The 26,044-nt window shown below is 34.7% G+C and carries 24 protein-coding genes; 15 read left to right on the forward strand and 9 right to left on the reverse strand.

The genetic code is table 11. The annotated features are described in order from the left end of the window. The first annotated feature begins 90 nt into the window (after window positions 1-90). The 6 genes from cas1f (at window position 91) to cas6f (ending at window position 8,623) form a co-directional block, all read left to right on the forward strand. Window positions 91-1,044: a type I-F CRISPR-associated endonuclease Cas1f gene (cas1f, locus tag A9G31_RS10795; RefSeq protein WP_065561645.1), complete on the forward strand. Its 954-nt coding sequence runs from the start codon at window positions 91-93 to the stop codon at window positions 1,042-1,044. Continuing rightward, window positions 1,041-4,352 carry a type I-F CRISPR-associated helicase Cas3f gene (gene cas3f, locus A9G31_RS10800; RefSeq protein ID WP_065561646.1) on the forward strand — a complete coding sequence of 1,104 codons (3,312 nt, stop codon included), beginning with the start codon at window positions 1,041-1,043 and terminating at the stop codon, window positions 4,350-4,352. The genes cas1f and cas3f overlap by 4 nt, the downstream gene beginning before the upstream one ends. Before the next feature lie 341 nt (window positions 4,353-4,693). Beyond that, window positions 4,694-6,070 (forward strand): type I-F CRISPR-associated protein Csy1, encoded by a 1,377-nt coding sequence (gene csy1 / locus A9G31_RS10805; RefSeq protein ID WP_065561647.1) that lies wholly within the window; start codon window positions 4,694-4,696, stop codon window positions 6,068-6,070. Continuing rightward, window positions 6,070-6,993, forward strand: a complete 924-nt coding sequence (csy2, locus tag A9G31_RS10810) for a type I-F CRISPR-associated protein Csy2 (RefSeq protein ID WP_065561648.1) — start codon at window positions 6,070-6,072, stop codon at window positions 6,991-6,993. The genes csy1 and csy2 overlap by 1 nt, the downstream gene beginning before the upstream one ends. 35 nt (window positions 6,994-7,028) lie before the next feature. After that, window positions 7,029-8,048, forward strand: a complete 1,020-nt coding sequence (csy3, locus tag A9G31_RS10815; protein ID WP_065561649.1) for a type I-F CRISPR-associated protein Csy3 — start codon at window positions 7,029-7,031, stop codon at window positions 8,046-8,048. Between the two features lie 5 nt (window positions 8,049-8,053). Next, a complete protein-coding gene (gene cas6f, locus A9G31_RS10820) occupies window positions 8,054-8,623 on the forward strand; it encodes a type I-F CRISPR-associated endoribonuclease Cas6/Csy4 (protein ID WP_065561650.1) in 570 nt (189 codons plus the stop codon). Between the two features lie 281 nt (window positions 8,624-8,904). Here cas6f and flhA read toward each other — a convergent pair whose 3' ends face one another. From flhA to flgA, 5 genes are all read right to left on the reverse strand, one after another. After that, window positions 8,905-10,992 (reverse strand): flagellar biosynthesis protein FlhA, encoded by a 2,088-nt coding sequence (gene flhA / locus A9G31_RS10825; RefSeq protein ID WP_065561651.1) that lies wholly within the window; start codon window positions 10,990-10,992, stop codon window positions 8,905-8,907. Window positions 10,993-11,009: 17 nt separating this feature from the next. Beyond that, window positions 11,010-12,140 (reverse strand): flagellar biosynthesis protein FlhB, encoded by a 1,131-nt coding sequence (gene flhB, locus A9G31_RS10830; protein WP_065561652.1) that lies wholly within the window; start codon window positions 12,138-12,140, stop codon window positions 11,010-11,012. 141 nt (window positions 12,141-12,281) lie between these two features. Further along, a complete protein-coding gene (locus A9G31_RS10835) occupies window positions 12,282-12,716 on the reverse strand; it encodes a flagella synthesis protein FlgN (RefSeq protein ID WP_034909433.1) in 435 nt (144 codons plus the stop codon). A gap of 28 nt (window positions 12,717-12,744) precedes the next feature. Then, window positions 12,745-13,038 (reverse strand): flagellar biosynthesis anti-sigma factor FlgM, encoded by a 294-nt coding sequence (gene flgM, locus A9G31_RS10840; RefSeq protein WP_034909437.1) that lies wholly within the window; start codon window positions 13,036-13,038, stop codon window positions 12,745-12,747. 78 nt (window positions 13,039-13,116) lie between these two features. Next, window positions 13,117-13,776, reverse strand: a complete 660-nt coding sequence (flgA, locus tag A9G31_RS10845; RefSeq protein ID WP_034909440.1) for a flagellar basal body P-ring formation chaperone FlgA — start codon at window positions 13,774-13,776, stop codon at window positions 13,117-13,119. A 152-nt stretch (window positions 13,777-13,928) separates the two neighbouring features. On the opposite strand from flgA, the gene flgB reads away from it, so the two are divergent. Genes flgB through flgJ form a run of 9 tightly spaced genes read left to right on the forward strand, consistent with a single transcriptional unit; the run spans window position 13,929 to window position 21,153 of the window. Next, entirely contained in the window at window positions 13,929-14,339 is a 411-nt protein-coding gene (gene flgB / locus A9G31_RS10850) for a flagellar basal body rod protein FlgB (RefSeq protein WP_065561653.1), read from the forward strand. A gap of 2 nt (window positions 14,340-14,341) precedes the next feature. Beyond that, a complete protein-coding gene (gene flgC / locus A9G31_RS10855) occupies window positions 14,342-14,749 on the forward strand; it encodes a flagellar basal body rod protein FlgC (RefSeq protein WP_034909448.1) in 408 nt (135 codons plus the stop codon). Between the two features lie 13 nt (window positions 14,750-14,762). Further along, window positions 14,763-15,482 carry a flagellar hook assembly protein FlgD gene (locus A9G31_RS10860; protein ID WP_034909450.1) on the forward strand — a complete coding sequence of 240 codons (720 nt, stop codon included), beginning with the start codon at window positions 14,763-14,765 and terminating at the stop codon, window positions 15,480-15,482. Between the two features lie 16 nt (window positions 15,483-15,498). Further along, window positions 15,499-16,710: a flagellar hook protein FlgE gene (gene flgE, locus A9G31_RS10865; protein WP_034909453.1), complete on the forward strand. Its 1,212-nt coding sequence runs from the start codon at window positions 15,499-15,501 to the stop codon at window positions 16,708-16,710. Between the two features lie 14 nt (window positions 16,711-16,724). Then, window positions 16,725-17,480: a flagellar basal body rod protein FlgF gene (locus A9G31_RS10870; protein ID WP_034909457.1), complete on the forward strand. Its 756-nt coding sequence runs from the start codon at window positions 16,725-16,727 to the stop codon at window positions 17,478-17,480. A 29-nt stretch (window positions 17,481-17,509) separates the two neighbouring features. Continuing rightward, complete coding sequence (gene flgG, locus A9G31_RS10875; protein WP_034909461.1) at window positions 17,510-18,292, forward strand: flagellar basal-body rod protein FlgG; 783 nt, start codon at window positions 17,510-17,512, stop codon at window positions 18,290-18,292. 22 nt (window positions 18,293-18,314) lie between these two features. Then, window positions 18,315-18,992, forward strand: coding sequence for a flagellar basal body L-ring protein FlgH (locus A9G31_RS10880; protein WP_255307007.1), 678 nt, complete (start codon window positions 18,315-18,317; stop codon window positions 18,990-18,992). Between the two features lie 11 nt (window positions 18,993-19,003). Then, the gene (locus A9G31_RS10885; RefSeq protein ID WP_034909468.1) at window positions 19,004-20,113 is read left to right on the forward strand and encodes a flagellar basal body P-ring protein FlgI; all 1,110 of its coding nucleotides are present in this window, start codon (window positions 19,004-19,006) and stop codon (window positions 20,111-20,113) included. A gap of 11 nt (window positions 20,114-20,124) precedes the next feature. Beyond that, a complete protein-coding gene (gene flgJ / locus A9G31_RS10890; protein ID WP_051634096.1) occupies window positions 20,125-21,153 on the forward strand; it encodes a flagellar assembly peptidoglycan hydrolase FlgJ in 1,029 nt (342 codons plus the stop codon). 331 nt (window positions 21,154-21,484) lie between these two features. On the opposite strand, the gene flgL is transcribed toward flgJ, so the two are convergent. The 4 genes from flgL to motA all read right to left on the reverse strand — a co-directional run bounded on the left by flgL (window position 21,485) and on the right by motA (window position 26,022). Then, window positions 21,485-22,441, reverse strand: a complete 957-nt coding sequence (flgL, locus tag A9G31_RS10895) for a flagellar hook-associated protein FlgL (protein WP_034909471.1) — start codon at window positions 22,439-22,441, stop codon at window positions 21,485-21,487. A 14-nt stretch (window positions 22,442-22,455) separates the two neighbouring features. Further along, on the reverse strand, window positions 22,456-24,099 hold the full coding sequence (gene flgK, locus A9G31_RS10900) for a flagellar hook-associated protein FlgK (RefSeq protein WP_034909473.1): 1,644 nt from the start codon (window positions 24,097-24,099) through the stop codon (window positions 22,456-22,458). 142 nt (window positions 24,100-24,241) lie between these two features. Continuing rightward, window positions 24,242-25,135, reverse strand: coding sequence for a flagellar motor protein MotB (gene motB, locus A9G31_RS10905; RefSeq protein ID WP_065561655.1), 894 nt, complete (start codon window positions 25,133-25,135; stop codon window positions 24,242-24,244). Beyond that, window positions 25,135-26,022, reverse strand: coding sequence for a flagellar motor stator protein MotA (motA, locus tag A9G31_RS10910; RefSeq protein ID WP_034909474.1), 888 nt, complete (start codon window positions 26,020-26,022; stop codon window positions 25,135-25,137). Before motA ends, motB begins: the two co-directional genes overlap by 1 nt. Window positions 26,023-26,044: the final 22 nt, after the last annotated feature.

The following is a 26,044-nucleotide window of genomic DNA, read 5'->3' on the forward strand; positions in this document are numbered from 1 at the left end:
TGTTCTTAATAAACAATAAAATGCTCGTTTTTGATACAGAATAATGTTAATTTATTTGCTATATTTCAATCAATTTAATTAGTTATTACCATGGATATGATTCATTCTTCTGATCTAAAAACGATCATGCATTCCAAGCGTGCCAATATTTATTATTTAGAGCATTGCCGTGTTTTGGTTAATGGCGGGCGAGTCGAATATGTCACTGAGCAAGGTCAACAATCGTTATATTGGAATATCCCAATAGCTAATACTACCTGTATTTTATTAGGCACGGGAACATCATTAACGCAAGCGGCAGTGCGAGAGCTTTCACGGGCAGGTGTCATGATTGGCTTTTGTGGTGGAGGCGGAACGCCTCTATTTTCATCAACCGAATCTGAATTCGCTTGTCAATTTTTTTCGCCACAAAGTGAATATCGCCCGACAGAATATCTACAAAGCTGGTGTCAATTTTGGTTTGATGATGAACGTCGATTACAAGCAGCTAAATTATTGCAACAAACACGGCTTAATATTATTAGTGAGTGTTGGCCGCAATTTGATTGGGATATTGATAAAACGCAGTTGGCGCATATTCTTACTGATGCAACAGAACAATTTACCGATGTTGATAATAGCCAAGCACTTTTAGCCGCAGAAGGGCGAATTAGCAAACGTCTTTATAGCATGGCAAATCAATTAACCTTACAAGATGACAAATTTAAACGAGAACAAGGCACACGAGGCAAGCGTCATGATCCCGCTAATCAATTTTTAGATCATGGTAACTATTTAGCTTATGGACTCGGCGCAACGGCTTGTTGGGTGTTAGGTCTCCCTCATGGACTTGCTATTTTACACGGAAAAACTCGCCGGGGTGGATTAGTTTTTGATGCGGCAGATATTATTAAAGATGGCATTGTATTACCTCAGGCCTTTTTATCAGCCAAACAAGGCGATAGTGAAAAAGAATTTCGTATGGCATGTATTGCGCAATTTGCTCAATCAGGTGCACTTGATAGGATTATTGATACTTTAAAACAGATAGCAGATCAAATATGAATATTTTACTTGTTAGTCAATGCAAAAAAAATGCCTTAACCGAAACAAGGCGGATTATCGATCAGTTCGCTGAGCGCTGCGGTGAACGAACATGGCAAAGCCCAATGACCGAAGCAGGGTTACAAACGCTCTATAAATTATTACGCAAAACTGCACGAAAAAATACTGCTGTTGCATGTTATTGGACACATGGTAAAAATTTAACTGATCTTTTGTGGATTGTGGGCGATCGCAGTCAGTTTAATCAAGAGGGACGAGTCCCAACTAATCGTACTAAACGTAATATTTTACGCAGTGACAGCGAAAATTGTTGGCAATATGCAACCACCATTCAATTAATTACAACCATAGCGGCACTACTTCATGATTTAGGTAAAGCAACGATTGGTTTTCAATCTAAATTACGAGCAGAAACGGCTGTGGCGGCTGATCCTTACCGACATGAATGGATTTCGTTACAATTATTTTTATTAATGATTCAAGACTGCACCACGAACGAAGCCTTATTTGATCGATTAGCGAATTTTACTGAATATCGACAACAGAATCCTAATTGGTACAAACAGCTCACCCAAGTCGAAAAAAATGATCTTACTCAACTACCTTTATTGGCACAATGGATTGCGTGGCTCATTGTGTCGCATCATCGAATGCCGTTTTTACCGGATTCATTAACGGGTGATATTAAAAATTTACAGAAAATAGATTTTGATATATCTGGTTTAACTATCCGAAGTTTTTATAAAACATTTAAGGCAATTGATAAATGGGTTAAAAATAGTCATAGTCAACATACTTCACCCGATGATTTTTGGCAGCTTAAGAGCGATACTACCTTAAGCCAGCTTTGGCTGAAAAAACTAAGCCGTTATGCAACCAAAGCCCTAAATCATGTTCCCTTAATGCAATTGTCTAATATTGACGCGTTTTTATTGCATATTTCACGTTTAAGCTTAATGGTGGCTGATCATAACTACTCAAGTTTATCTTTATCAAATGACGAGGCAAAAAAAAATAGGGCAATACTGATTGCCAACACAAATTACCAAAAAGAAGCCAAACAGTGTTTGGATGATCATTTGGTCGGTGTTGCTAATTTTTCAGCCCGTTTTGCTCGTTTATTACCTAAAATAACCACGGAATTACCTGCAATCAATCAACATAAACCTTTTACCAAACGAACAACTATAAAACGATTTCAATGGCAAAATCATGCTTTTGATTTAGCAAAAAGTTATCAAAATGTCTCCGATGAATGTGGCTTTTTTGGTGTTAATATGGCATCGACTGGCTGTGGTAAAACCTTAGCCAATGGGCGGATTATGTATGCGCTTTCAAATCCAAAACGGGGCGTGCGTTTTACCATTGCATTGGGATTACGTGTTTTAACGTTGCAAACAGGTAAAGCATTAAGAGAAAGATTACACTTAAGTGATGAACATCTGGCGATTTTAGTGGGTGGGCGAGCCACAAAAACCTTGTTTGAACTGAGTAATGAAAACATTGAACAAAACGATTCAGAAAACCAAGGTAGTGAATCTATCGAATCGTTACTTGATGAATATCTTGATGTAGCAGAAAGTGGTATTGCGGATTGTGAATTAGGGACAATTATCGAAGACAGTAAAGCACGGCAATTACTTTATGCGCCCATTGTGACATGCACTATTGACCATATTATTCAAGCTAGCGAATGTACCCGAGGCGGTAAATATATTGCACCAACGTTAAGATTGTTAACCTCAGATCTGATTTTAGATGAACCCGATGATTTTGATCAACACGACTTGCCAGCGCTAGCGCGTTTAGTGCATTTAGCTGGATTGTTTGGGAGCAAAGTACTGCTGTCATCGGCGACCTTAACGCCAGATTTAATTGCCGGATTATTTGATGCTTACCAAGCAGGACGAAAAATTTGGAATCAAAATAACCAATATGCCGATAATACCATTGTATGTGGTTGGTTTGATGAATATGAACAGTCGATATCACAAATTGCTGATACTAAAACGTTTCGAGATCACCATCAACAATTTGTAGCAATGCGCATTCATCAATTAGCACAAAGCGCAATCCGCCGTAAAGGGCATATTTTAGATCTACTAAATTACCAAGAAAATAAAACAGAAAACCAAAAAATTAATTATGGTGTGCTAGCTAAACAATTATTAGATCAAGCTTATCAATTTCACCAAGATCATCATCAAATAGATAAAACATCACAAAAAAAGGTAAGTATCGGTTTAATGCGTTTTGCCCATACAGAAGATGTTATTTCACTTACCGAACAAATTTACGAACAAAAGAAGTTACCTAGTGATACTGCTTTTCATATCGTGGTTTATCATGCTCGACAACTGCTGTTATTGCGTAGCCAGTTAGAAGAAAAACTTGATAGAATTTTAAATCGCAGTGATGAACAGGCTCTATTTAGCCAACCCGAAATTCTCCAATCTATAAAAGGTAGCAAGAAAGAAAATCATATCTTTATTGTGATTGGCACACCAGTCACCGAAGTCGGGCGTGATCACGATTATGATTGGGCGATTGTCGAACCATCATCCATGCGGTCAATTATCCAGTTGGTGGGGCGAGTCTGGCGACATCGACCACAAAAAATGGCACAAAAGGCCAATGTGGCGATATTAGGATCGAATTTAAAAGCGATTGAATCTAAGTATCGTACGGATAAAGCCTGTTTTACTAAACCAGGTTTTGAAGAAAAGCCATTATTCTTGCTGAAAACCCATAAAACAAATGAACTAATTCCAGCTTATCAGTTAGTTAATATAGATGCGGTTCCACGTATTAAGTCTTGCCCTGAAGATGGGCTAACGCTAGCTGAATTAGAACATAAGGTCATGGCAGATCTCTTTGCGATTAATGCCCGTAAAAGTAATTATGTCACCAGCTATTGGCAACAAGGCTTAGCCCATCACCATTGTGTGCATTTACAGGCGATTTCGCCATTTAGAGAGAATGATAAGACACAAGATGAATATATTTGCCAACTTGACGACGATGGCGATTATCAATTTAGCTATGCAGATATCGCATGGCAAACACCAGATGAGTGCTGCGAAGATACACAAAATAGTATAATTGAATATAAAAACTGGTCATTTGATAATCCTAATATCCAACCTTGGCTAATTAATAATGTCGAGCAAGCCATAGCAAAAATAACCGAATATTTCCCAAATAAAACGCCATATCGCTTAGCAAATGAATTTTGTAGCGTAAGCTTATATCGCAATTGCAGTTGGTGTTTTCATCCTTATTTAGGATTTTATGAAAAGAAAGGATAAAAGAATATTGTTTTTATACTGAAACACATAGTTACCTGAAACTTTTTGACAAAATATCGTCAGGTGAATAATGGTTGCTAGTAAAAAAGATTTAATTCTTTTATACTTGATGACACTGCTGTGTAAGCAGTTTAGAAAATATTATGATTGTTTATTAATTTTACCGCTGTATAAGTGGTTTTTTTATTTTAATGAAAATAAATCCATATTCTGATTATTTATTGACAATGTTTTTATGTAAATATATATTTAAGATTCAATGCATCATAAAACTTATCTAAAGGCTTATATTGTTATATTTGAGACCATTAATTTCATATATAAAAACATGAGGAGGGTAAATGGATAATATTTCTCGAAAAGATATTAGAAAATCTATAGAACATATACTTGCAAAATTTAATAGCAAGGAATATGGGGAGTTATTATCAAAATTAGAAAAAGCAAAATTATCAGAAGATATTAATTTAATAGTTGAATACGAATTGCAAATAAAAGAGCTAAGTAAAAATTTTGAATTTGATGTTTGGATGGAGAACTTTATTAATGAAAAGGTAAAAGGCACATCAGTTGTTACGCATTCAGGAAAAGGTGCTCATACAGCAATTAAACATTGTAATATTAACTATATTTTGCAAACTAAACCTAAATTTCAACATTACATATCATCGGCAACACAACGAAATTTATCTTTTGATTGTACAAATAATGCGGCTAGAATAACCAGTGTTTTTAATTTCCTTAATCAAACAGTCAAAGATAATGTGAATTTATTTCAGCTAATTGTAGATGGTCATCCTGAAATATTAAATGCGTTATCTGATGATAATCAAAAAGCCACCCAATATTTGGATTCTTTAAAAAAGGCGCTCTCAAATGATTTTGAAAACCTTAAATCTTCTGATTTGAATAAGCAAGTTTTTTGGCCTAATAGCGAGGACAGTTATTTGTCACAACAAGAAAATAATTATCGTTTATTAATGCCATTGTATCCTAATTCCCTTTGTTATGCTGTTTTTCAAAAGATTCAAACAAGAAATTCGGAAGAAAATAAAAGGTCTCGTATACAAAGATCAAATAAAGATACAGAACATAAATCGTATTTTTCTTTTAATGAGTTAGCTGTACTAAAATTAGGAGGAACTAAGCCTCTAAATGTAGGACAACTTAATCAACTTCAAAATGGAAGAAATTTTCTTTTACCTTCAATGCCACCTAAATTTGAAAAATCCCAATTCCCATCAATAAGAAAACAACAAAAAACGATTTTTAATCATTCTCTACAATACTTTTGCCGATTTGGTTTTAAATTATTGTTTGACATGGTTAAAGCTCCCAAAAATGTTGTAGAGGAGCGAGATAATCGTAAAGATGCGTTTGATTTGATTTTAAAAGGACTGTTTCAATTTGCTAGACATATTCAGATGACGATGCCAGCCGGTTGGAGCCGTGAATTTTCACTCAAGATGGCACAAAAACTTTGGCTTGATCCACAGCGGGCCCAATTAGAAGATGAAGATAAATTTAAACAGGAATATGAACAGAGTAATTGGTTGTTTGATTTAGAAGATCAATTTGCTTTTTGGATTCAAACGATTTTAAAAAATAAATTCGGCAATATTAAAGAACAATTTTCTGATCCTGAATATAGGGAATGGCTTCGTGAATTTAAAAAAGCTGTAAAAATAAGTCAGCGTAAAAAGCAAGGAGTATTTTAATGGCCTCATTACGTTATTATTTATTATTTGATCATGTTCAAATTCATGATGCTAATGCAATATCTAGCCCATTAACATACGGTTTTCCTTCTATTTCGGGATTTTTAGGAGCAATTCATGCTTTAAGTCGAAAAATTGAGTCCGTTGATCCTATTTATTTAGATGGAGTTTTAATTACATGTCATGACTATGATCTACAAGTTTATCGTCAAAAAGTGTTTTCTGATTATAAATTTTGCCTGAAACGTAATCCGTTGGCAAAAAATGGTGATGTTCGTCCAATTATTGAAGAAGGACGTGTTCATCTTGATGTTTCGTTATTGGTTGAAGTAAAAGTTGAAGATCGCGAAACATTGAATGATGATGATGAAAAGCAAGCATTCATCAATCAAATGAAGCAAAAGCTTTTCCAGCAACGTATAGCTGGAGGGCATGTTGTTGATATTGAGTCGGTAGAACTATATTCTGCTTCAGATCCTAAAGATAATTTAATTTATGCATTATTACCAGGTTATGTATTAGTTGAATCGCCAAAGGATCTCCTTGATATCACAGATGAATTACAGCAGCAAGATCCTAATGCCACTGCTCTTGACGCATTAATTGAAACATCAAAGTTACACCATCATCCTGAAGGAAAGAATCACTGGTATTCAACTTCAGTAAAACAAGGGCGAGGCTGGCTTGTACCTATTCCTCTTGGATATCAAGCTATTTCACCGTTATTTTCAGCGGGTAAGGTTGAACATGCACGCAGTAATGAGCATGCCACACAATTTGTGGAGTGTATTTATGGGCTTGGTAAATGGGTCTTTCCTTTACGTTTGAAAGAGAGTTTATCACAGGCTTTTTGGCGTTATAAATGCAGTGAATTGCAATCTAATGATGCAGAAATTTATATTATCAATCAAGAAACTAATTAAGTAAATTTAGATAATTATAGACTAAGGAATACATTATGAGTAAAGATAAAATCACCACCGCCAGCGTACTTGCTTTTGAACGTAGCTTTGATATTTCAGATGCGATTTTTGCACAGCAAAATAGTGATGATATCAATATATCCCCCGTTAAGTTAACCGAAAAATCAATACGATGTACTATTTCGAATCGTCTAAAAAACCCACTTTCGCCAGATCCAGCAAAGTTAGATTCAGCAATTCAAAAACCCAACCTACAAAAAGTAGATATAGCAGCGCTGGATTGTGATAAAGATACGCTATTAGTTAAGTGGAGCTGTAAAGTGTTGCCTTTTTCGGGTAATTGTTCTGTCTGCAATGATATAGAATATCAAAAAGAAATTACAAAAGTGACTCAAGGCTATATTCAAAATGAAGGAATGCAAGAGCTGGCTAAACGCTATGCTATTAATATATTAAATGGTCGTTGGTTATGGCGTAACCGTATGGCAGCAGAAAAAATTAGTATTTCAATTATTCGTAAAAATGATGAAAAACCAATGGTCGAAGTCAGTGATGTTAAGAAATACCAGCTTAATTCATTTGATTATGATGATAAATCGGTGAATGATCTTGCTACACTGATTGAAACAGGATTATCTGGTAAAGAGTTTGTGATTTTTAACGTTGAAGCCAAACTGAAAATGGGCTTAGGGCAAGAGGTGTATCCTTCACAGGAGCTCATTATGGATGAAGATAAAGCTAAAAATGAGAATAAAAGTAAAATTTTATATAAAAAAAATGACCAAGCCGCCATGCATTCACAAAAAATCAGCAATGCAATTCGAACTATCGATACTTGGTATGACGATAATGCTCAATTCCCAATAGCAATAGAACCTTATGGCTCGGTGACATCAATGGGGCATGCTTTCCGACAACCAAAACAGAAATTAGACTTTTATACCTTATTTGATAATTGGGTATTAAAAGGTGAAAAACCATTGCTTGAGCAACAACATTATGTGATTGCGGTATTAATTCGTGGTGGTGTTTTTGGTGCTAGTGGCAAGGAGTAAATTATATGCACTCACACTATTTAGAGCTGCGAGCTATTTCGCAAATTGAGATAACCGAGGTGGACGTGATTAATCAAGTCATGCAGTCACTTCACCAAATCTTGGTTAATCAACAAGGAAATATCGCAATTAGTTTTCCTTGTTACAATGTGCACCGAACATTAGGCGGAGTGATTCGCCTATTTGGTACCGAGCAGGAATTGCAAAAACTTAAAGCAGATATACAGCAAAAATCATCGATAAGTGATTATGCTTTATTGATGCCTATCACAACAGTACCGGCAACGATAAAAGGCTATTTGCATTTGAGTCGTGTTAATCCTAAAGGTCAGAGTGCGTTAAGACGTGCCGAAAAAAGATTAACAGCACAAGGTAAATGGACACCTGAAGTGAAAAATAAAATGGTTGAAAAATGGGGAAGCGTTCATTTGCAATACCCACATCTTCATTTGAATAGTAAAAGTACAGGTCAAAGATTTATTTTGTGGTTAAAACAAGAAAAATGCCCAGAGCCAGTGCAAGGCACATTTAATAGCTATGGATTAAGCCAAACAGCCACTGTTCCTGATTTTTAAATCATTAACCCTTTTTTTGGGGATAATTTTAACATATTGATTATTATTGATATTAAAATAGACTCAAAAAAAGGGTAAAAATTGGGAAAAGTGCAGTATGCTCTTTTACAATAAGGTCCTATTGAGATAAAATTCTACTTCAATGCCGTATAGGCGGTTTAGAAAATTTGAACCAACGACCCGATAGCCTCATTTAGCTTCAATGCCGTATAGGCGGTTTAGAAATGAGTGTTTCTAGTTTTTATTAACTGAAACACTTCATTATTAGTATTATAAAGTAACTATTCTGCGCCAATTTGCGTGCTCATTTTTATCTCTCGATTATCGGTGATTTCTAAATTTGACAACACCACTAATTGAGGAAAGTTTGGTCTTAGAAATTGTGAAAGCATAGGTCTTAATGAATGGTTCACTAATAACACTGGTGGTGCACCGATAGCTTCTTGTTGATGAATGGCTTGTTTAATTTGCTCGACAATGTGTTCGGCTAGCCCTGGTTCAACATTGCTAGTATTTTGGAGCGCTTGTAATAACAAACGTTCTAAATTGATATTTAATCCTATTACATTGATTGGCTCAGATCCAGGAAACCATTGTTGTGTGATGACTCTTCCTAAAGCAATTCTTACCATACTTAGTAGCTGATAAGCATCATTTTGGGTTGGTGCGTACTCACAGATGGTTTCAATAATGGTACGCATATCACGGATTGACACTTTTTCAGCGATCAAGTTTTGCAATATTTTATGAAATGTGGTTAGTGTAACAACACCAGGAATAAAGTCCTCCACTAATTTCGGCATATCTTGTTTTATTCTGTCGAGTAGTTCTTGAGTTTCTAAACGTCCTAATAAGTCGCTAGCAAATTGCTGTAATAAATGATTAAAATGAGTAGCAATCATGGTGCTTGTATCAACAACGGTATACCCCAATATTTGTGCATTTTCTTTATTACTTTCATCTATCCATATCGCTGGTAATCCAAAGGCAGGTTCGGTTGTTGGAATGCCTTCAATGGTTTCAGTTACATTACCGGGATTGATCGCTAACCATTTATTATTAACAATTTCACCTTTGCCAATTTCACCACCTTTTATAAATATCTTATATTGATAAGGTGCTAATGAAAGATTATCTCTTATATGAACTTGAGGTGGTAAAAAACCCAGTGTTTGAGCAAATTTTTTGCGTAAACTACGAATTCGCCCTAACAACTCACCATTTTGAGTTTGATCTACCATGGGAATTAATCCATAACCAACATCCATTGCCAATATATCTTCAATATTAACATCTGACCATGTTGCTTCTATATTAGCTGGCGTGGTTGCTTGTACATTAGCTTGTTTGGGTGCCACTTTTTGTTCTGTCTTTTTCTGTTTAGTTAGCCACCAAGATATGATTGATAAAATAACAGTAAAGAGTAGAAAAACTAAATTTGGCATACCCGGAATTAGTCCAAGTAAACCAATGACGACAGCTGTTAAAATCAATACTTGAGGATTATTAAAAAGCTGTATAATCATTTGATCACTGATGTTATCTTGTGATGTGACTCGAGTAACAATAACGCCAGCTGCGGTTGAAATAATAAGTGATGGTATTTGTGCTACCAAACCATCGCCAATAGTTAGTAAAACATAGGTTTCGCTAGCATCAGAAAAAGCCATACCGTGTTGAACAACTCCAACTAATAACCCTCCAATAATGGTTATGCCCATTATTAATAATCCCGCAATCGCATCACCGCGTACAAATTTACTGGCACCATCCATTGACCCATAAAAATCGGCTTCTTGAGAAACTTCGGCTCGACGGGCTTTAGCTTCATCTTCACCAATTAAACCCGCATTCAGATCGGCATCAATAGCCATTTGTTTTCCGGGCATGCCATCTAACGCAAAGCGTGCACCCACTTCAGCTATTCTACCTGCTCCTTTGGTGATGACCATAAAGTTGATAATGACTAAAATAATAAATACCACAATACCAATAGCAAAATTACCACCAACCAAAAAGTGTCCAAAAGCCTCAATAACCCGCCCAGCAGCAGCACTACCTGTGTGACCTTTTAATAAAACGACCCGCGTAGAAGCAACGTTTAACGATAATCTTAATAAAGTTGCAAATAATAAAACGGTCGGGAATGCTGCAAAATCAAGCACTCTTTTAGTAAACAATGCTACTATCAAGATGATAATTGATAATGTAATATTAAAAGTAAAAAACAGATCCAAAATAAATGCAGGTAGTGGTAATACCATCATCGAAAGAATCAATAAAATTAGCAATGGTCCAGCTAAGACTTGATAATGCCCATTTTTTAATGTATTGGTTGATAATAAATTAAGTAGTTTAGATTTAATCATAAGACTAGTTATTACCTTTATTTATTTACGGATAATGACTCAGGTATGGGTAAATTATTTGGCGCTATTGGTTTATCGCCACCATATTTATACCAATGTTTCAATTGATAAACCCACGCTAGAATTTGGGCAACCGCGGTATATAATTCGGTTGGTATTGTTTCGCCTATTTCACCATGACGGTATAAAGCACGGGCAAGCGGTGGAGCTTCTAACTGGGGGATATTATGTTCATTAGCAATTTCTTTGATGCGTAACGCAATTTTATTTGTTCCTTTCGCTAATAATTTTGGAGCAATCATTGTTTTTTCATCATATTGCAGAGCGACGGCATAATGCGTTGGGTTAGTAATAATCACATTGGCTTTAGGTACATCTTTCATCATACGGCGTCTAGCAATAGTCTGTTGCATTTGACGAATACGCCCTTTGATTTGTGGGTTTCCCTCTTGTTCTTTAAATTCATCTTTAATTTCTTGTTTTGACATTTTCAGTTTCTTTAAATTACTCCATATTTGATAGAAAATATCAAAACCAACCATGGGTATTAAAGATATAACACTAAAAATTCCACAAAGAATCACTAGCTGTATTGCTTTAGTTAATGCGCTATTTAAATGCATATTGGGTAACGAAAGCATGTAAGGGAAATGGTGCATTACAAACAATGTTGAAGCTATAGAAATAAAAATAACTTTAAGTATGCTTTTTAGTAATTCAGAAAAAACTCTAATACTAAATATTCTACCAAATCCAGATATCGGATTTAGTTTTTGAAAATTAGGCTTAATTGATTGCAGGCTAAATAGTAAACCGCCAACACAAAGTGGTGCAAATATAGCAACGATAACTAGACCAAAAAAAATGGGTAAAATTGCCCAAAAACCATCGGTTAATAAGTTAATTAAATTGAAGACGATTAACTTATCATCCTCTATTTTATACGAAAACTTCATTGCTGTTTTAATGATCGTAGTTAACTGGTTAACTAAGTGTGATCCCATTAATCCAAATAAAATAATACCTATTAACAAAATTAATAACGAAGTTAATTCACGAGAACGGGGGATCTGCCCTTTTTCTCTAGCTTTTTTTATTTTGCTATCGGTGGGGTGTTCGCTTTTATCTAGATCACTATCGTCAGCCATGATGAAGTTAAATAAAACGCTATAGTTTAATAAAGATTTACAATACTAACAGTATGAACTAATTGCTACTGGGTTGTTGGCTTAATAAGAGGGTATTTTAGGGGGTATTTATGGCGTTTACCGTCAATAAATATTAATTTTTTAAACTTTGGCTCGCTTTGACGAAATAATTTCAGTTTGTTGATAGCCACTATTAGTATAAACAGCAGGACTTTTAATACTTTTAAGATAGTTGATTGATTGCTGGGTTAGATTCATGCGGTTTTGAATGATTAGCCCATTATCACGATTTATATCTGCTAATAATTTTGTTGTATCAGTAATTGATAGCCAAAGAGCTTCGATTGTAGGATTTTCTTTATAGGGCGGTTGAATATTAAATTGTTCACTTAGTTTTATGCGTTCTTCATCCAGTAGCTTTAGTTGAATTAGTAATTGGCTTTTTTTGTTAATAGTTTCACTTAACTGGTTTGTTGAACTATTTTCAATTAATATTTTTTGCTCTGATTGTAGAATTTCTGAAATTGTTTGTAACATCTCTGCTATTTTATTTAGGATGTCATTAAGTGCTAACATTTTTTATCCTTATAATTCTGTCTTATTTTTAAAAATCTTCTAGTAATTGTTTAATTAATTTATCTGCAATTTTATGTGTATCAATAACCAATGTTCCGTTGGATATGGACTGTTTTATTTTTTCAATTTTTTCTACGTCGATATCTTTGTTGGTTGAATGTAAAAGGTGTATTGAATTTTGATTTATACTCACGTTAGTACTTACATTAGTACTGTTTTTAGTTTGTACAGATGCATTGTGAGTATTTTGTTGTTCGTTAATTACATCGCGGCTTACTAGCCCTGTTATGGCTGTAACGGATTTAGTCGCATCTATAGTCATAAAATACCTTTAATCAAATTTAAGATTTAAGTGATTTGTATAATTCTATTATCGGCAATAATAAAAAAATCATTAATATTATTTATTGGAAATTATTACACCTTGGTGAGTTAACGTGCCTTCAACAATTTTATCAGAATTTAGTTTAACTTTTATTTTATCGTTTAATATAGCATTGTTAAGTGTTTTACCATTAGTTGTTATTTCATAACCTTCTCCATTTATTATTACTTTAATTATTTGTCCTGCTTTCACCTGCCAATTTTTTTGAAGCATTGTTGTTTTTATTGGTTCACCCAAATTAATATTTCGTAAAGCTATATGATTAATTGCGTCAACTCCATCCAAAATAACAGTCGAAGGTAGTTTATCCAACCAACCTGATTGTATCTGTATATAATCTTCGTTGATTAGCGTCCCTGCACTTATTGCTTGTTTAGCTACAATATAGTTCCCTTTGACAGCAACATTAATCTGGATAAATTTTTTTTTATTATTGCATTGGGCACTGATAGTCATGTTGCCCCACTGTTTTTTTTTATTTAATAAAGAGAGTGTTGGAGTCTTACAATTTAATTGCGGTTTAGCAGTAAGATAAGTAATTAAAATGTCGTCCGCTTTATGACCAAATTGCTGTGATATTAAATTGTTAATCTGTTTATCAAGCGAATTTGCTAAAACATTATTCCAACTAAATAGTATAAAAATAGCGAGTATCAATTTTGCGATTTTAATCATGCTTATTTATTCTAAATTATTCATAAGCTGATTTTACTTTATGATTGCAAGAAATGAATCTTGAAATAAGGGCAATTTTTATCGTTATTTGCGCAATAACTTTTTTTTTATTCGCTTAAAATTCTAATTATCAAAAAAAATGAGATGATTTTATGTTTGATAAATTAGATACATGGGTTAATTTTCATCAGCAAGCATTAAATATACGTGAAATACGACAAAATATATTAGCTGCAAATATTGCAAATAGCGATACGCCTAACTATCAGGCTCAAGATATTGATTTTAATGCTGAGCTAAGCAAAGCACTTAACAATCAGAATAAGATTAATAACGTTGGACTTAATATCACTTCAAATCATCATATTCAGATAAAAGCACCAATCATGACAAATCATGATGTACTTTATCGTATACCTTATCAGGCTGCGGCAGATGGTAATACGGTCGAGATGGATCAAGAACGTACAGCTTTTATTGATAATAGTATTCACTACCAAAGTAATTTAACGTTTTTAGGTGAAAAATTTAAAAATATTATGGCGGTATTACAGCAAGGATAATTATGATGAGTTTTTCTATTTTTGCAATTTCAGGCTCGGCATTATTGGCACAAACACAACGAATGAATGTAAGTGCTAGTAATTTAGCTAACGCAGACAGTATTACCAGTACTTCAGGCAAAGCTTATCGAGCTAAGCAGGTTATTTTTCAAGTGGATGATAATGGTGAACTTAACCCAATTGCTGGGGTTAAAGTGTCGCAAGTTATTGAAGATCCTTCACCGATGAATTTGGTTTATGAACCTAATCATCCATTGGCCGATGCTAAAGGATATATTCAAAAACCTAATGTTGATGTAGTTGCCGAAATGGTTAATACCATTTCAGCATCACGAAGTTATCAAGCAAATATAGAAGTAATTAATACCGCCAAAAATTTAATGTTAAAAACACTGGCATTAGGGCAATAAAAAGGAGTGGTTGATGGGTATAGCTAATGTTCTTGTTTCAGAATCATCGGGGATAACAAAACCTCAAACGACACAAAAAACGGCATCTGATGGTAACTCAAGTAAAGAATTACAAGATAATTTCTTAACGTTATTAATTGCACAAATGAAGAACCAAGATCCAACTAATCCAATGGATAATAGTCAGCTAACATCACAGCTGGCTCAAATCAATACTTTAGCAGGTATAGAACGTCTTAATACAACGTTAGGAATGGTTTCTGGTCAGATTGATGATAGTTTATCAGTCAATGCCAGTAATATGATTGGCAAGGGAGTGATGGTTCCTGGCAATAAAATTTTAGTTGCAACCTCAGAATCTGAAAGTTCAGACTCAAAAGAAGAAACCGTTACCACACCATTTGGTTTTGAGCTGGTACATGAAGCTGACTCAGTAATTATTACTATTCAAGATGAAAATGGCAATGTAGTTCGTGAAGTTGATTTAGGCGCAATTCCAGCAGGCGTTAGTTCTTTCACTTGGGATGGTGTGCTAAATGATGGGACGAATGCACTAGATGGTAGTTATACTTTTTCAGTTAATGCAAGTTATGATGGGAAAAAAGTATCATCAACATCATTATCTTATTCAGTAGTATATGGTGTTATCAATAGTAAAGTTAATAATAAAGTATTACTTGATTTAGGAATACTTGGTTCAATCAGTATTGACGAAGTACGTCAAATTCTTTAAAGGAGATAAAGTTCAGATGGGATTTTCTCAAGCAGTGAGTGGTATGAATGCTGCATCAAAGCAATTAGATGTTATTGGGAATAATATTGCTAATTCAGCAACAGTAGGATTTAAGAGTGCTAGTATTTCATTTGCTGATATCTATGCTGGCTCAAAAGTTGGTATGGGGGTTAAAGTGGCTGCGATTATGCAAAACTTTAATGATGGAATAGCTACAACAACCAACAATAGTTTAGATGTGGCTATTTCTGGCAATGGATTTTTTCGTTTAGTGGATAGTAATGGGCAAGCCTATTACACCCGCAATGGGCAGTTTCAATTAGATGCCGAACGAAATATTATTTCTGCTGATGGTCTTTATTTGACTGGCTATCTTGCAACTGGAACACCACCTCAAGTGCAGCAAGGTGCAGCTCCAGATACATTAAAAATTTCGCAAGAAATGCTAAATGCATCAGCGACAACCAAGGCTTCTTTGCAAACAAACTTAAATTCTAATAGTAAAGTTCCTGCAAAACAACCAGTCAATGCGCTTGATGCTGATACATTTAATTATTCTACAACCATTACTACTTATGACTCGCTTGGTAATCAACGCAATATTCAGCTCTTTTATGTTAAAACCGCTGATAACCAATGGGATGTTCATTATCTTGATAGCAGTGATCCTAATGGAAGTTTGCAAAAAGCGGGAGAAATGGAATTTGATTCGTCTGGTAAATTGATTAGTGATCCCGAAATGACCATCGATATTAATGGGATAAATGGAGCTGCTGATAATAGCTTTACTTTATCATTAGCCAAAAGTTCTCAACAAAATATGGGTAAAGAATTGGGTAGTATTAAAAACCCTGTTGTAAATGGATATGCTCCAGGAGATTTGGTCGGGTATAGCATTAATGATGATGGTTCTATTTATGGTGTCTATTCTAACCAACAAACAATGTTATTAGGTCAGATAGCAATGGCTGATTTTGCCAATGTTAATGGGCTAGAGCCTGCTGGAAACAATAATTGGCGATCAACCATTAATTCTGGAGGCGAGGTATTGGGCAGAGCAAATTCTGGTACATTTGGTTCGTTAGCCAGCGGTGCATTAGAGTCGTCAAATGTTGATATGAGTCAGGAATTAGTGAATATGATTGTTGCTCAGCGCAATTACCAGTCTAATTCACAAACAATTAAAACGCAGGATCAAATTCTAAATACATTAGTCAATTTGCGTTAATTTAAAGGTTATTTATGGATCGTGTTATTTATACAGCAATGTCAGCAGCTAGCCAGACATTAAATCGGCAATCAATTACTACTAATAACTTAGCTAATGTATCCACAGTGGGGTTTCGTGCACAGTTAACGACGATGAAAGCAGTTCCTGTTGTGGGGAATGATACACCTACACGAACCATGGTAACAGCAACAACTCCCACTTTTGATTCAACGATGGGGGCATTTAATTACACAGGTCGAAACTTGGATGTTGCTTTAACTGAGGATCACTGGTTAGCAGTACAATTAGTCGATGGTAGCGAAGCTTATACGCGAAATGGTGCAATTCAAATTGACGAAAATGGTACGCTTAACATACAAGGTAATCCATTAATTGGTGATAACGGTGTTTTGACTGTGCCTCAACGATCTCAAATCAGTATTAGTAGTGATGGAACACTTTCCGCATTGGGTGCAGGTGATAAACCCACGACCATTGCTCAAGTAGGTAAAATAAAGAAAGTCCATCTTGAGCATAATGAAATTATACGTGGTGATGATGGCTTTTTTCGACTAGCGGAAGAAACACGTAATGAACGTGGTGAGAATATGCCAGACAATCCAAAAGCTAAGCTTATGTCAGGTGTATTAGAAGGAAGTAATGTGAACCCTGTTACGGCTATGGTTGATTTAATTAGTCATGCACGCCAGTTTGAAATGCAGATGAAAGAAATTATTACTGCTGATGAAAATGCACAAAAAGCAAACCAAATTTTATCTCTAACATAAATTTATTAATACATTAGATAGGAATAACAATGATTAAATCATTATGGATTGCCAAAACAGGCTTAACGGCACAACAAATGAATATGGATATTATTTCCAATAATTTAGCCAATGTTAGTACCAATGGTTTTAAAAGACAAAGAGCGGTGTTTGAAGACTTATTATACCAAACTGTTCGCCAACCAGGAGCACAATCATCTGAGCAAACAACATTACCTTCTGGGCTACAGATTGGCACAGGAGTTCGTCCTGTTGCGACAGAACGAATTCATAGCCAAGGTAATTTAGAGGCAACCGATAACAGCAGTGATATTGCTATTAATGGGCAAGGTTTTTTCCAAGTTTTATTACCCGATGGTACACAAGCTTATACTCGTAGCGGTGCTTTTCAAGTCAATCAAAATGGTCAATTGGTGACTGCAGCAGGATACGAAATTCAACCAACAATTAGTATTCCATCCAATGCAATCAAAATGACGGTAGCGCGCGATGGTGTAGTAAATGTGACATTAGCTAATCAATCAACACAGGTCCAAGTTGGGCAACTAACTTTACATACTTTCATTAATGATGCTGGACTTGAAAGTATGGGGGAAAATCTTTACTTAGAAACCGAAAGTTCAGGTGCGCCAACGGAAAATACGCCAGGATTAAACGGCGCAGGGCTTTTATATCAAGGCTATACCGAAACGTCTAATGTTAATGTTGCTGAAGAACTAGTGAATATGATTCAAGTTCAACGTGCTTACGAAATTAATAGCAAAGCGATATCAACCTCTGATCAAATGCTACAACGTTTAAATCAACTGTAAAGTTAACAATATGCTAAAGGTAATGAGATATTTTTATATTTTAATAGCATTTTTTATCAGTGGCTGTGCACAATTGCCTAAAAAGCCTTTAGTTGAAGGTGAAACAAGTGTTGTCCCCAAATTGCCAGACAATGTAAATACGACAGGTTCAATTTATCAAGCTGCTCAGCCTAGTAGCTATGGTTACCAACCAATGTTTGAAGATCGTCGCCCACGTAATGTTGGCGATGTATTAACCATTGTTTTACAAGAAAATGTGAGTGCTAGTAAAAGTTCATCGATTAATGCAGGACGAAATGGTTCGGTGGATCTAGGGGTAAAAACAATACCTAAATTTCTTGATGGGTTAGTCGGTCGAGGTAAAGCTAATACTGAAATGTCTGGAAATAATGATTTTAAGGGATCAGGCGGGGCTAACGCTAAAAATACCTTTAGTGGCACAATCACCGTCACGGTTCAAGATGTCATGATCAATGGTAATCTAAAAGTGATTGGTGAAAAACAGATTGCGATTAATCAAGGTACCGAGTTTATCCGTTTTTTTGGGGTAGTTAATCCAAGAACAATTAGTGGAAATAACACTGTTATCTCAACGCAAGTTGCTGACGCTCGAATTGAGTATGTTGGTAATGGATACATTGATGAAGCCCAAACGATGGGTTGGTTACAGCGCCTATTTTTAAATCTTTCCCCTTTTTAACGAGTATCATTATGTTAAAAAAATTGCGTATTTTTGTTTATTTTGTCGTTATGATGGTATTAGTGATACCAGCGGGCCATGCTGAACGTATCCGCGATTTAGTCACCATTCAAGGTGTAAGAGAAAATGCCTTGGTTGGATATGGTATTGTTGTCGGTCTTGATGGTACAGGCGATCAAACATCACAAACACCTTTTACCATTCAAAGTATTACTAATATGTTATCTCAATTAGGTATTACCGTACCGTCTGGGAGCAATATGCAATTAAAAAATGTTGCAGCTGTTATGGTTACGGCTAAATTACCTTCTTATTCTCGAGTAGGACAACAAATTGATGTGGTGGTATCCTCGCTCGGTAATGCAAAAAGCTTGCGTGGAGGTACCTTGATTATGACACCACTAAAAGGTGTCGATAATCAAGTATATGCTATTGCGCAAGGTAACCTTTTTGTAGGTGGAATGGGTGCAAGTAGTAAAGGTAGCAGTGTAAGTGTGAACCAAACTGCAGGGGCAACTATACCTAATGGTGCAACCATAGAACGAGAGCTTGCAACCCGTTTAGATGAACAAAATGTTATCCATTTACATCTTAATCAATTTGATTTTACTCGAGCCTTAAAAATATCTGATGCAATTAATAGGTTACAAAAAAATACTGCAGTAGCGTTAGATGGTACAACGATTGCATTACATATGCCAAAAGAAAGTAGTGCACGAGTACAACTACTTTCACGAATACAAAATCTTGAAATTAGCGCTACGCCAGTTTCAGCAAAAGTTGTTATAAATACTAGAACCGGTGTTGTAGTTATGAATCAAAAGGTTAAATTAGATAATTGTGCGGTTGCACATGGTAATTTATCTGTTGTGGTAAATAACAAATTAAAGGTAAGTCAACCAAATACCCCATTAGCAGGCGGCACAACAACCGTTACACCAGATAATCAAGTTAGCGTTGCGCAAGAAGGAGGGGCTTTACACAATATATCCTCTAGTGCTGATTTAAATCATGTTATTAATTCGCTAAATGTATTAGGTGCTAATCCTACAGAATTAATGTCAATACTTGAAGCGCTAAAAACAGCTGGTTGTTTACATGCTTCCTTAGAAACTATCTAAAAAAAGACTTTATGAATAATAAAATTGGACAATCTTTGAATCGCTTCGCTTATGATTTTTCGGATATTAATCAATTAAAGCGAAATGTAGTTAATGGCTCTGCTGAAGGTATTAAGCAAGTTGCTCAGCAGTTTGAGTCATTATTTATTAATATGATGATGCAAAGTATGCGAAAGGCTGTACCTGAAAGTGGTTTATTTAGTCAGTCTGCTACACAACTATTTACTTCAATGTTTGACCAACAAATTACACAGCAAGCAGCGGGTAAAGGGTTTGGATTAGCAGATATGCTTATTAAACAGTTAACTAATAAAGTTTCACCATCAATTAATGTTAACCTACAATCTAATACAAACAATAATACTCAGCAAAATCTCCAATTAGCTCAATCCTTATTTAGTAATGCATCGCCTAATTTATCGCCTGAAGCACTAGGGCAAATACTATATCGTAACCATAATGCTAACAAAGCAGCTGAAATTAAACATAACGAAGCAATATTAAAAACACAACTAGATAATGTAAACGAAGATTATGTCACAAAATTTGTTATGGAATGGCTAGAGCCAGCTAGGCAAGCTGCTAAAAAATCTGGTATTCCGTATGAGGTTATTATTGCGCAAGCAGCACTAGAGACTGGGTGGGGGCAAAAGCAAATTAAAACCGCTAATAATCAATCAAGCCACAATTACTTTGGTGTCAAAGCAACATCGTCATGGAATGGCAATTCAACTCGTTTAACCACACATGAATTTGTTAATAATAAAATGATGAAAATTGAAGATAATTTTAGAGTCTATAATAGTAAACATCATGCATTAACCGACTACCTCAATTTACTAACTAAAAGTCCCCGTTATCATGCAGTTATTAAAGCTCCTGATGCCAGAACAGCTGCTAAAGAATTACAAGCTGCACATTACGCAACTGATCCAAATTATAGTGATAAGCTTATTCAAATCATTGGTCGTATTGAAAAAATTGCAAAAAATAATCAGTTAACAACTGTATCAGGATTTAGGAAAATTGCATTTAATTAATAATAGAATTACTCGGTTTGAATACAATGCTCAATACTTTGCTAGTAAAAATATTATAAAACTAATTTTAAAAACAAATAATTATGAATTAAATAAGAAATCAATCAATAAAAAAAACGTTCAGGTAGAGTATTGATTTTATTAATTTTTTATAATTAAGCGTCACTCGCTTAAACTGATGGTTTATATTACATAATGACATTGTTTTTGAAACTTTTTAGTTAAAATAAAAAAGGAGGTGGTAAACCTCCTTTGAGTGGGATGAATAGTTTGAGTCGATTCACAACTTAGGGTAAAAAACATTGCTTAAATAAAATTAGGTTACAAAACTTTATTTCATTTGAAACAGTGACATACTTTGCATAGTCATAAAGGTATATTGTGCAGCTTGTAAATTAGCTTGTAGCATTACATATTCTGAAATGGCTTCGTACCAATCGACGTCTTCAAGTTGGCTGATTTGAGTTTGAAATTCAATATCTAATGTTTTCCCCAATGTGGTTAATCTGTCAATTTCGGATAATACCGAGCCACCTTCTGCTCTAAGTGTCGAAATATTATTAAAAGAATTGTCTACTCCATGACGTGCTTTTGATAACCCAGATCTAAATTGTTCAACGGTATCATCATTATCATAATCTAGATCTATTTTTAATGCCTCAATTGCATAATCAATACTTGCAAATATGTTACTTTCTGCTGGTGAACCATCAGATTCTTTAACATTTGAGCCAGTCATAAATACTTGAATACCTGTAAAACTTAGCGATACTTCTCGCGAGTCATCGATTAATACATTGATAGAAGTTGTACCGCCTACGTAACTCACTTCACCTGATTCATTCATTACAAAAGGAGGTGTATCGTTTTTCTTACCAGCAAAAAGGTAGTTACCATTAGTGTCTTTTGCATTAGCTAATGATAAAAGTTGATCTTTTAAACTTTGTAATTTATTAGCAAGATCGAGTCTATTTTCTTCATTTAAGGTTTCATTTGATGCATAGACCAATGTTTCCTGAATTGCTTGGATAACAGTATTGGCTTCCGATAAGATCGTATCTTGGCGACTAAGTGATTTATCGGCATTTTCGCGTGTTGCTTGGAACTGTTCATTTTGTGCTTGCGCTTGCTTTATTATTAATGATTGTGATGCTCCCATTGGATCATCAGAAGGAGTTAAAATCTTTTTACCTGTTGCCAAATGCAACCCCGATTTTTGCCATTTGCTGTTGGTGTTTAAAATACTGTTTAAGTTTTTTTGATAAATTGAGTTTGTGCTAAGGCGCATTTTTTATCCTTTAATCATTTAGTTAAACCTAAAATGGTATCAAATAGTGTTGTGGCCGCATCAATCACTTTGGCATTTGCTTGGTAATACTGCATATAAACCTGCATAGAGATATACTCTTCTTCAATATTAACCCCTGAAATCGATTGATTTTGCTCATAAATTTGTTGAGTTATATTTTTGCTTGATTGAGCAGAAATTTTTGCTGTTTGAGTTTCACTACCAATGTAGTTAGTTAAGCGGGTATAAGCACTTTTTAATGTTGTTGTACCATTAACAAGTTTTTCATGTTGGATTTCTAATAATTTGGTTACATTACGATTATCACCAGCGCCATTTTCTTCATCGTTAATACCTGTTGCTAGTTTATTTACATCTTTCACTAGCAGTTGTAATGACGAAGCAATATCGGCAACTGGTTTTATGATAAACGAATCTCCAATAACCGCATTACCACTTATCTCAATGGTCAGTCCATCAAAAAACAATTTACCATCTTTGATTTCAGGAGTAATTAGCTGATGATCAGATAATCTTGTGACAATCCAATTATTACCATCAAATTCTATTTTATAATCAGAAGCTTTTACTTCACTCAAAGCATTAAACTCAATTTTGGCTGAAGCATTACCTTGGTTTTTAGTATTTGTGACACAACTAGGATGATTGTAATCAAACAACTTTTCACCTTGATTACCATTAATATCAATACCCGACATATGCACTTCATTAAAACGTTCTGCTAAATTTAATGCAATTAAGCCTAGTTGATTGCGGGCTTCGGTTAATGGTCCATCACGAAAGGTTAATAAGCCGTGTAACGTACCTGATGTAATGTTTTGGCTTGTCAATTCTTGTGTTGCACCTGAAGGATGAGTATAAATAATAGTATTTAACGAAGGATCATCTGTTGAAGGTTGTACCGATAATAAGTTAATAGAAGAGCCTTGAACTAAATTTAAACCATTAGCAAGCGAAAGATTATATTGTCCATTTTGTTCAGTAACGGTAATGCCAATGATTTCGCTTAATTCATTGACTAACTGATCGCGTTGGTCAAGTAATGCATTAGGTTCGTTTCCACCGCCTACCGACTGTAGTTGTGATATTTTTTGATTAAGTTCGGCAATTTGTTGAGTATAGGTATTAACTTTATCAACATTACTATTTAATTCAGTATTAACGTTGGCAATTTGGTTCTTTAAATTTGTTTCTGTTTTATTAAATTGGCTAGTTAAAGATGTCAGATCACTAATAACAGTTTGTTTTGTCGATGCATCACTAGCATTGGATGCAAGTTTATTTAAACTGGCAAAAAGATTATTAATTTGAGATGAAATACTATTGTCATTCTCTGCTAACAGATTATCTACTTTAGATAATTCATTATAATAAGCTTTGATAGAACCATTTTGTGATTGTGATTGCCGTAGTTGTCCTACAACAAAATTATTAAAAGCGCGATTAACAGATGATACACAAACACCGTTACCGACAAACCCAAAACTATGCTGAGTTCCATTTGCTTGGCGTAAAATTTGTTGTTGACGATTGTAACCAGTTGTATGAGCATTACTAATATTATTGCTTATTACATTCAGCATATTTTGTGCTGCATTTAACCCACTAATACCAGTATTCATTAATGAATTCGCCATAAAATCCTCTCAATATAGTTTGAGTTCATAATATCAATTAAAATAAGTCTTTTTTATATCGGGTTAAATTCACAAAACTTTAATAATTGTTGTGCGTGTTTTAAAAAAGTTTTCAAATAAATTCATTTTTTCAAAAATGAATTTATTCTGATTTGGTCTGTTGTGATTGTCTTAAAAAATCGGTTCCGGTCATGTTATTTTCTTCTTCAATATACTGTTGTGCTATTTTATTCAAAATTAAGATACTGATACGGCGATTAGCATCTTTACTGTAATTAGGATTGTTTAAATTCACTGTATCGGCAAGTGCAATAATTCGAATAATTTTATTTGAGTCTAATCCACCAGCTATAAGCTCTCTTCTTGATGAATTAGCTCTATCTGCAGATAGTTCCCAATTGCTATATCCTCTATCACCTGTTGTATATTGGCGTTCATCAGTATGGCCTGACAAGGTGATTTTATTTGGTAAGGAATTGATAATCGGCGCTAATGCATGCAGAATTTCTTGCATATTAGGATCAATGGTTGTACTACCAATATCAAACATGGGTTTATCATCTGAAGCTAAAATTTGAATCCGTAACCCCATTTCAGTTAATTCAATAATAAGATTAGGTGCTAATTTCTTTAGGCGTTCATCAATTTCAAAAATATCATAAATTTTACGTGCCGCTTCAATCATCTGTATTTTTTCAAGTTGCTGTTTCTCAACTTCATTCTGTGATTGGGTAAAATGATAGTTTTTTTCTTCACCAAGTTGTTTACTAACATCATCACCGCCACCAGGAATCGGACTTTCACTATCGCTAATATTTTTACCGCCATTGTAGCCAAGAATTAAAGGGGTTCTAAAGTATTCAGCAATACCTTTCAGTTCTTGAGGGGTAGATGTAGAAATTAACCACATGACTAAAAATAGTGCCATCATTGCGGTCATAAAGTCGGCATAGGCGATTTTCCACGAACCGCCATGATGTCCACCACCATGCCCTGATTTTTTCTTTATAATTATTCTTACAGATTTATCTTTCATTATTCTTTATTTTCATTTGGATTAGATTTTTTGTCTTTAACTTCTTGTATGTATTTTTCTAATTCAAAGAATGATGGCCTTTCATGAGAAAATAATGTTTTTCGCCCAAATTCAATACAAATTTGTGGCGCATAATCATGCATGCTGGCAATAAGTATTACTTTAGTACATTCTAGAACTTTCACTGTATCGGCGTTTCTTTGTTTTAATAAAGCAGCTAATGGCGAAACAAAACCATAAGCAAGCAAAATTCCTAAAAAAGTTCCTACCATAGCATGAGCGATAAGCTCACCGAGTTCACTTGCTGGTCTATCAGCTTGAGCAAGTGTATTAATTACGCCCATTACAGCAGCGACGATCCCAAATGCTGGTAGACCATCACCAATCCCTGAAATGGCATCTACAGGTTTTTCAAGTTCGTGGACAAATGTTTCAATTTCTTCACTCATCAGTGTTTCTATTTCAAATACATCCATATTGCCACTAATCATAAGACGTAAGTAATCAGTGATAAAATCACAAATTCTTGGATTAGCTAAAATAAGTGGATATTGTTTAAATAATTCACTTTCATGCGGATTATCAATATCTGATTCAATGGATAGCCCTCCACTTTGGCGAATCTTCGTCAAAATGGTATACATAAAATTAATGAGTGTTAAATATAGATTCTTATTATATTTGGATGTTTTAAACAATTGACCTAAAGACTTAAGTGTGGCTTTTATTGTTTTTTGTTCATTACTAACAATAAAAGCGCCTATTGCAGCACCACCAATAATCAGTAATTCGAGTGGCTGAAATAGTACAGCTAAATAACCACCACTGAGTACATAACCAAGTAGCGCCGAAGCGATCACTACAATATATCCTATAATTATTAGCATTGACTTTCTTCTTTCTCCATAA

It is taken from the genome of Gilliamella sp. Gris1-4, from assembly GCF_001690335.1.
Classification (GTDB): domain Bacteria; phylum Pseudomonadota; class Gammaproteobacteria; order Enterobacterales; family Orbaceae; genus Gilliamella; species Gilliamella apicola_P.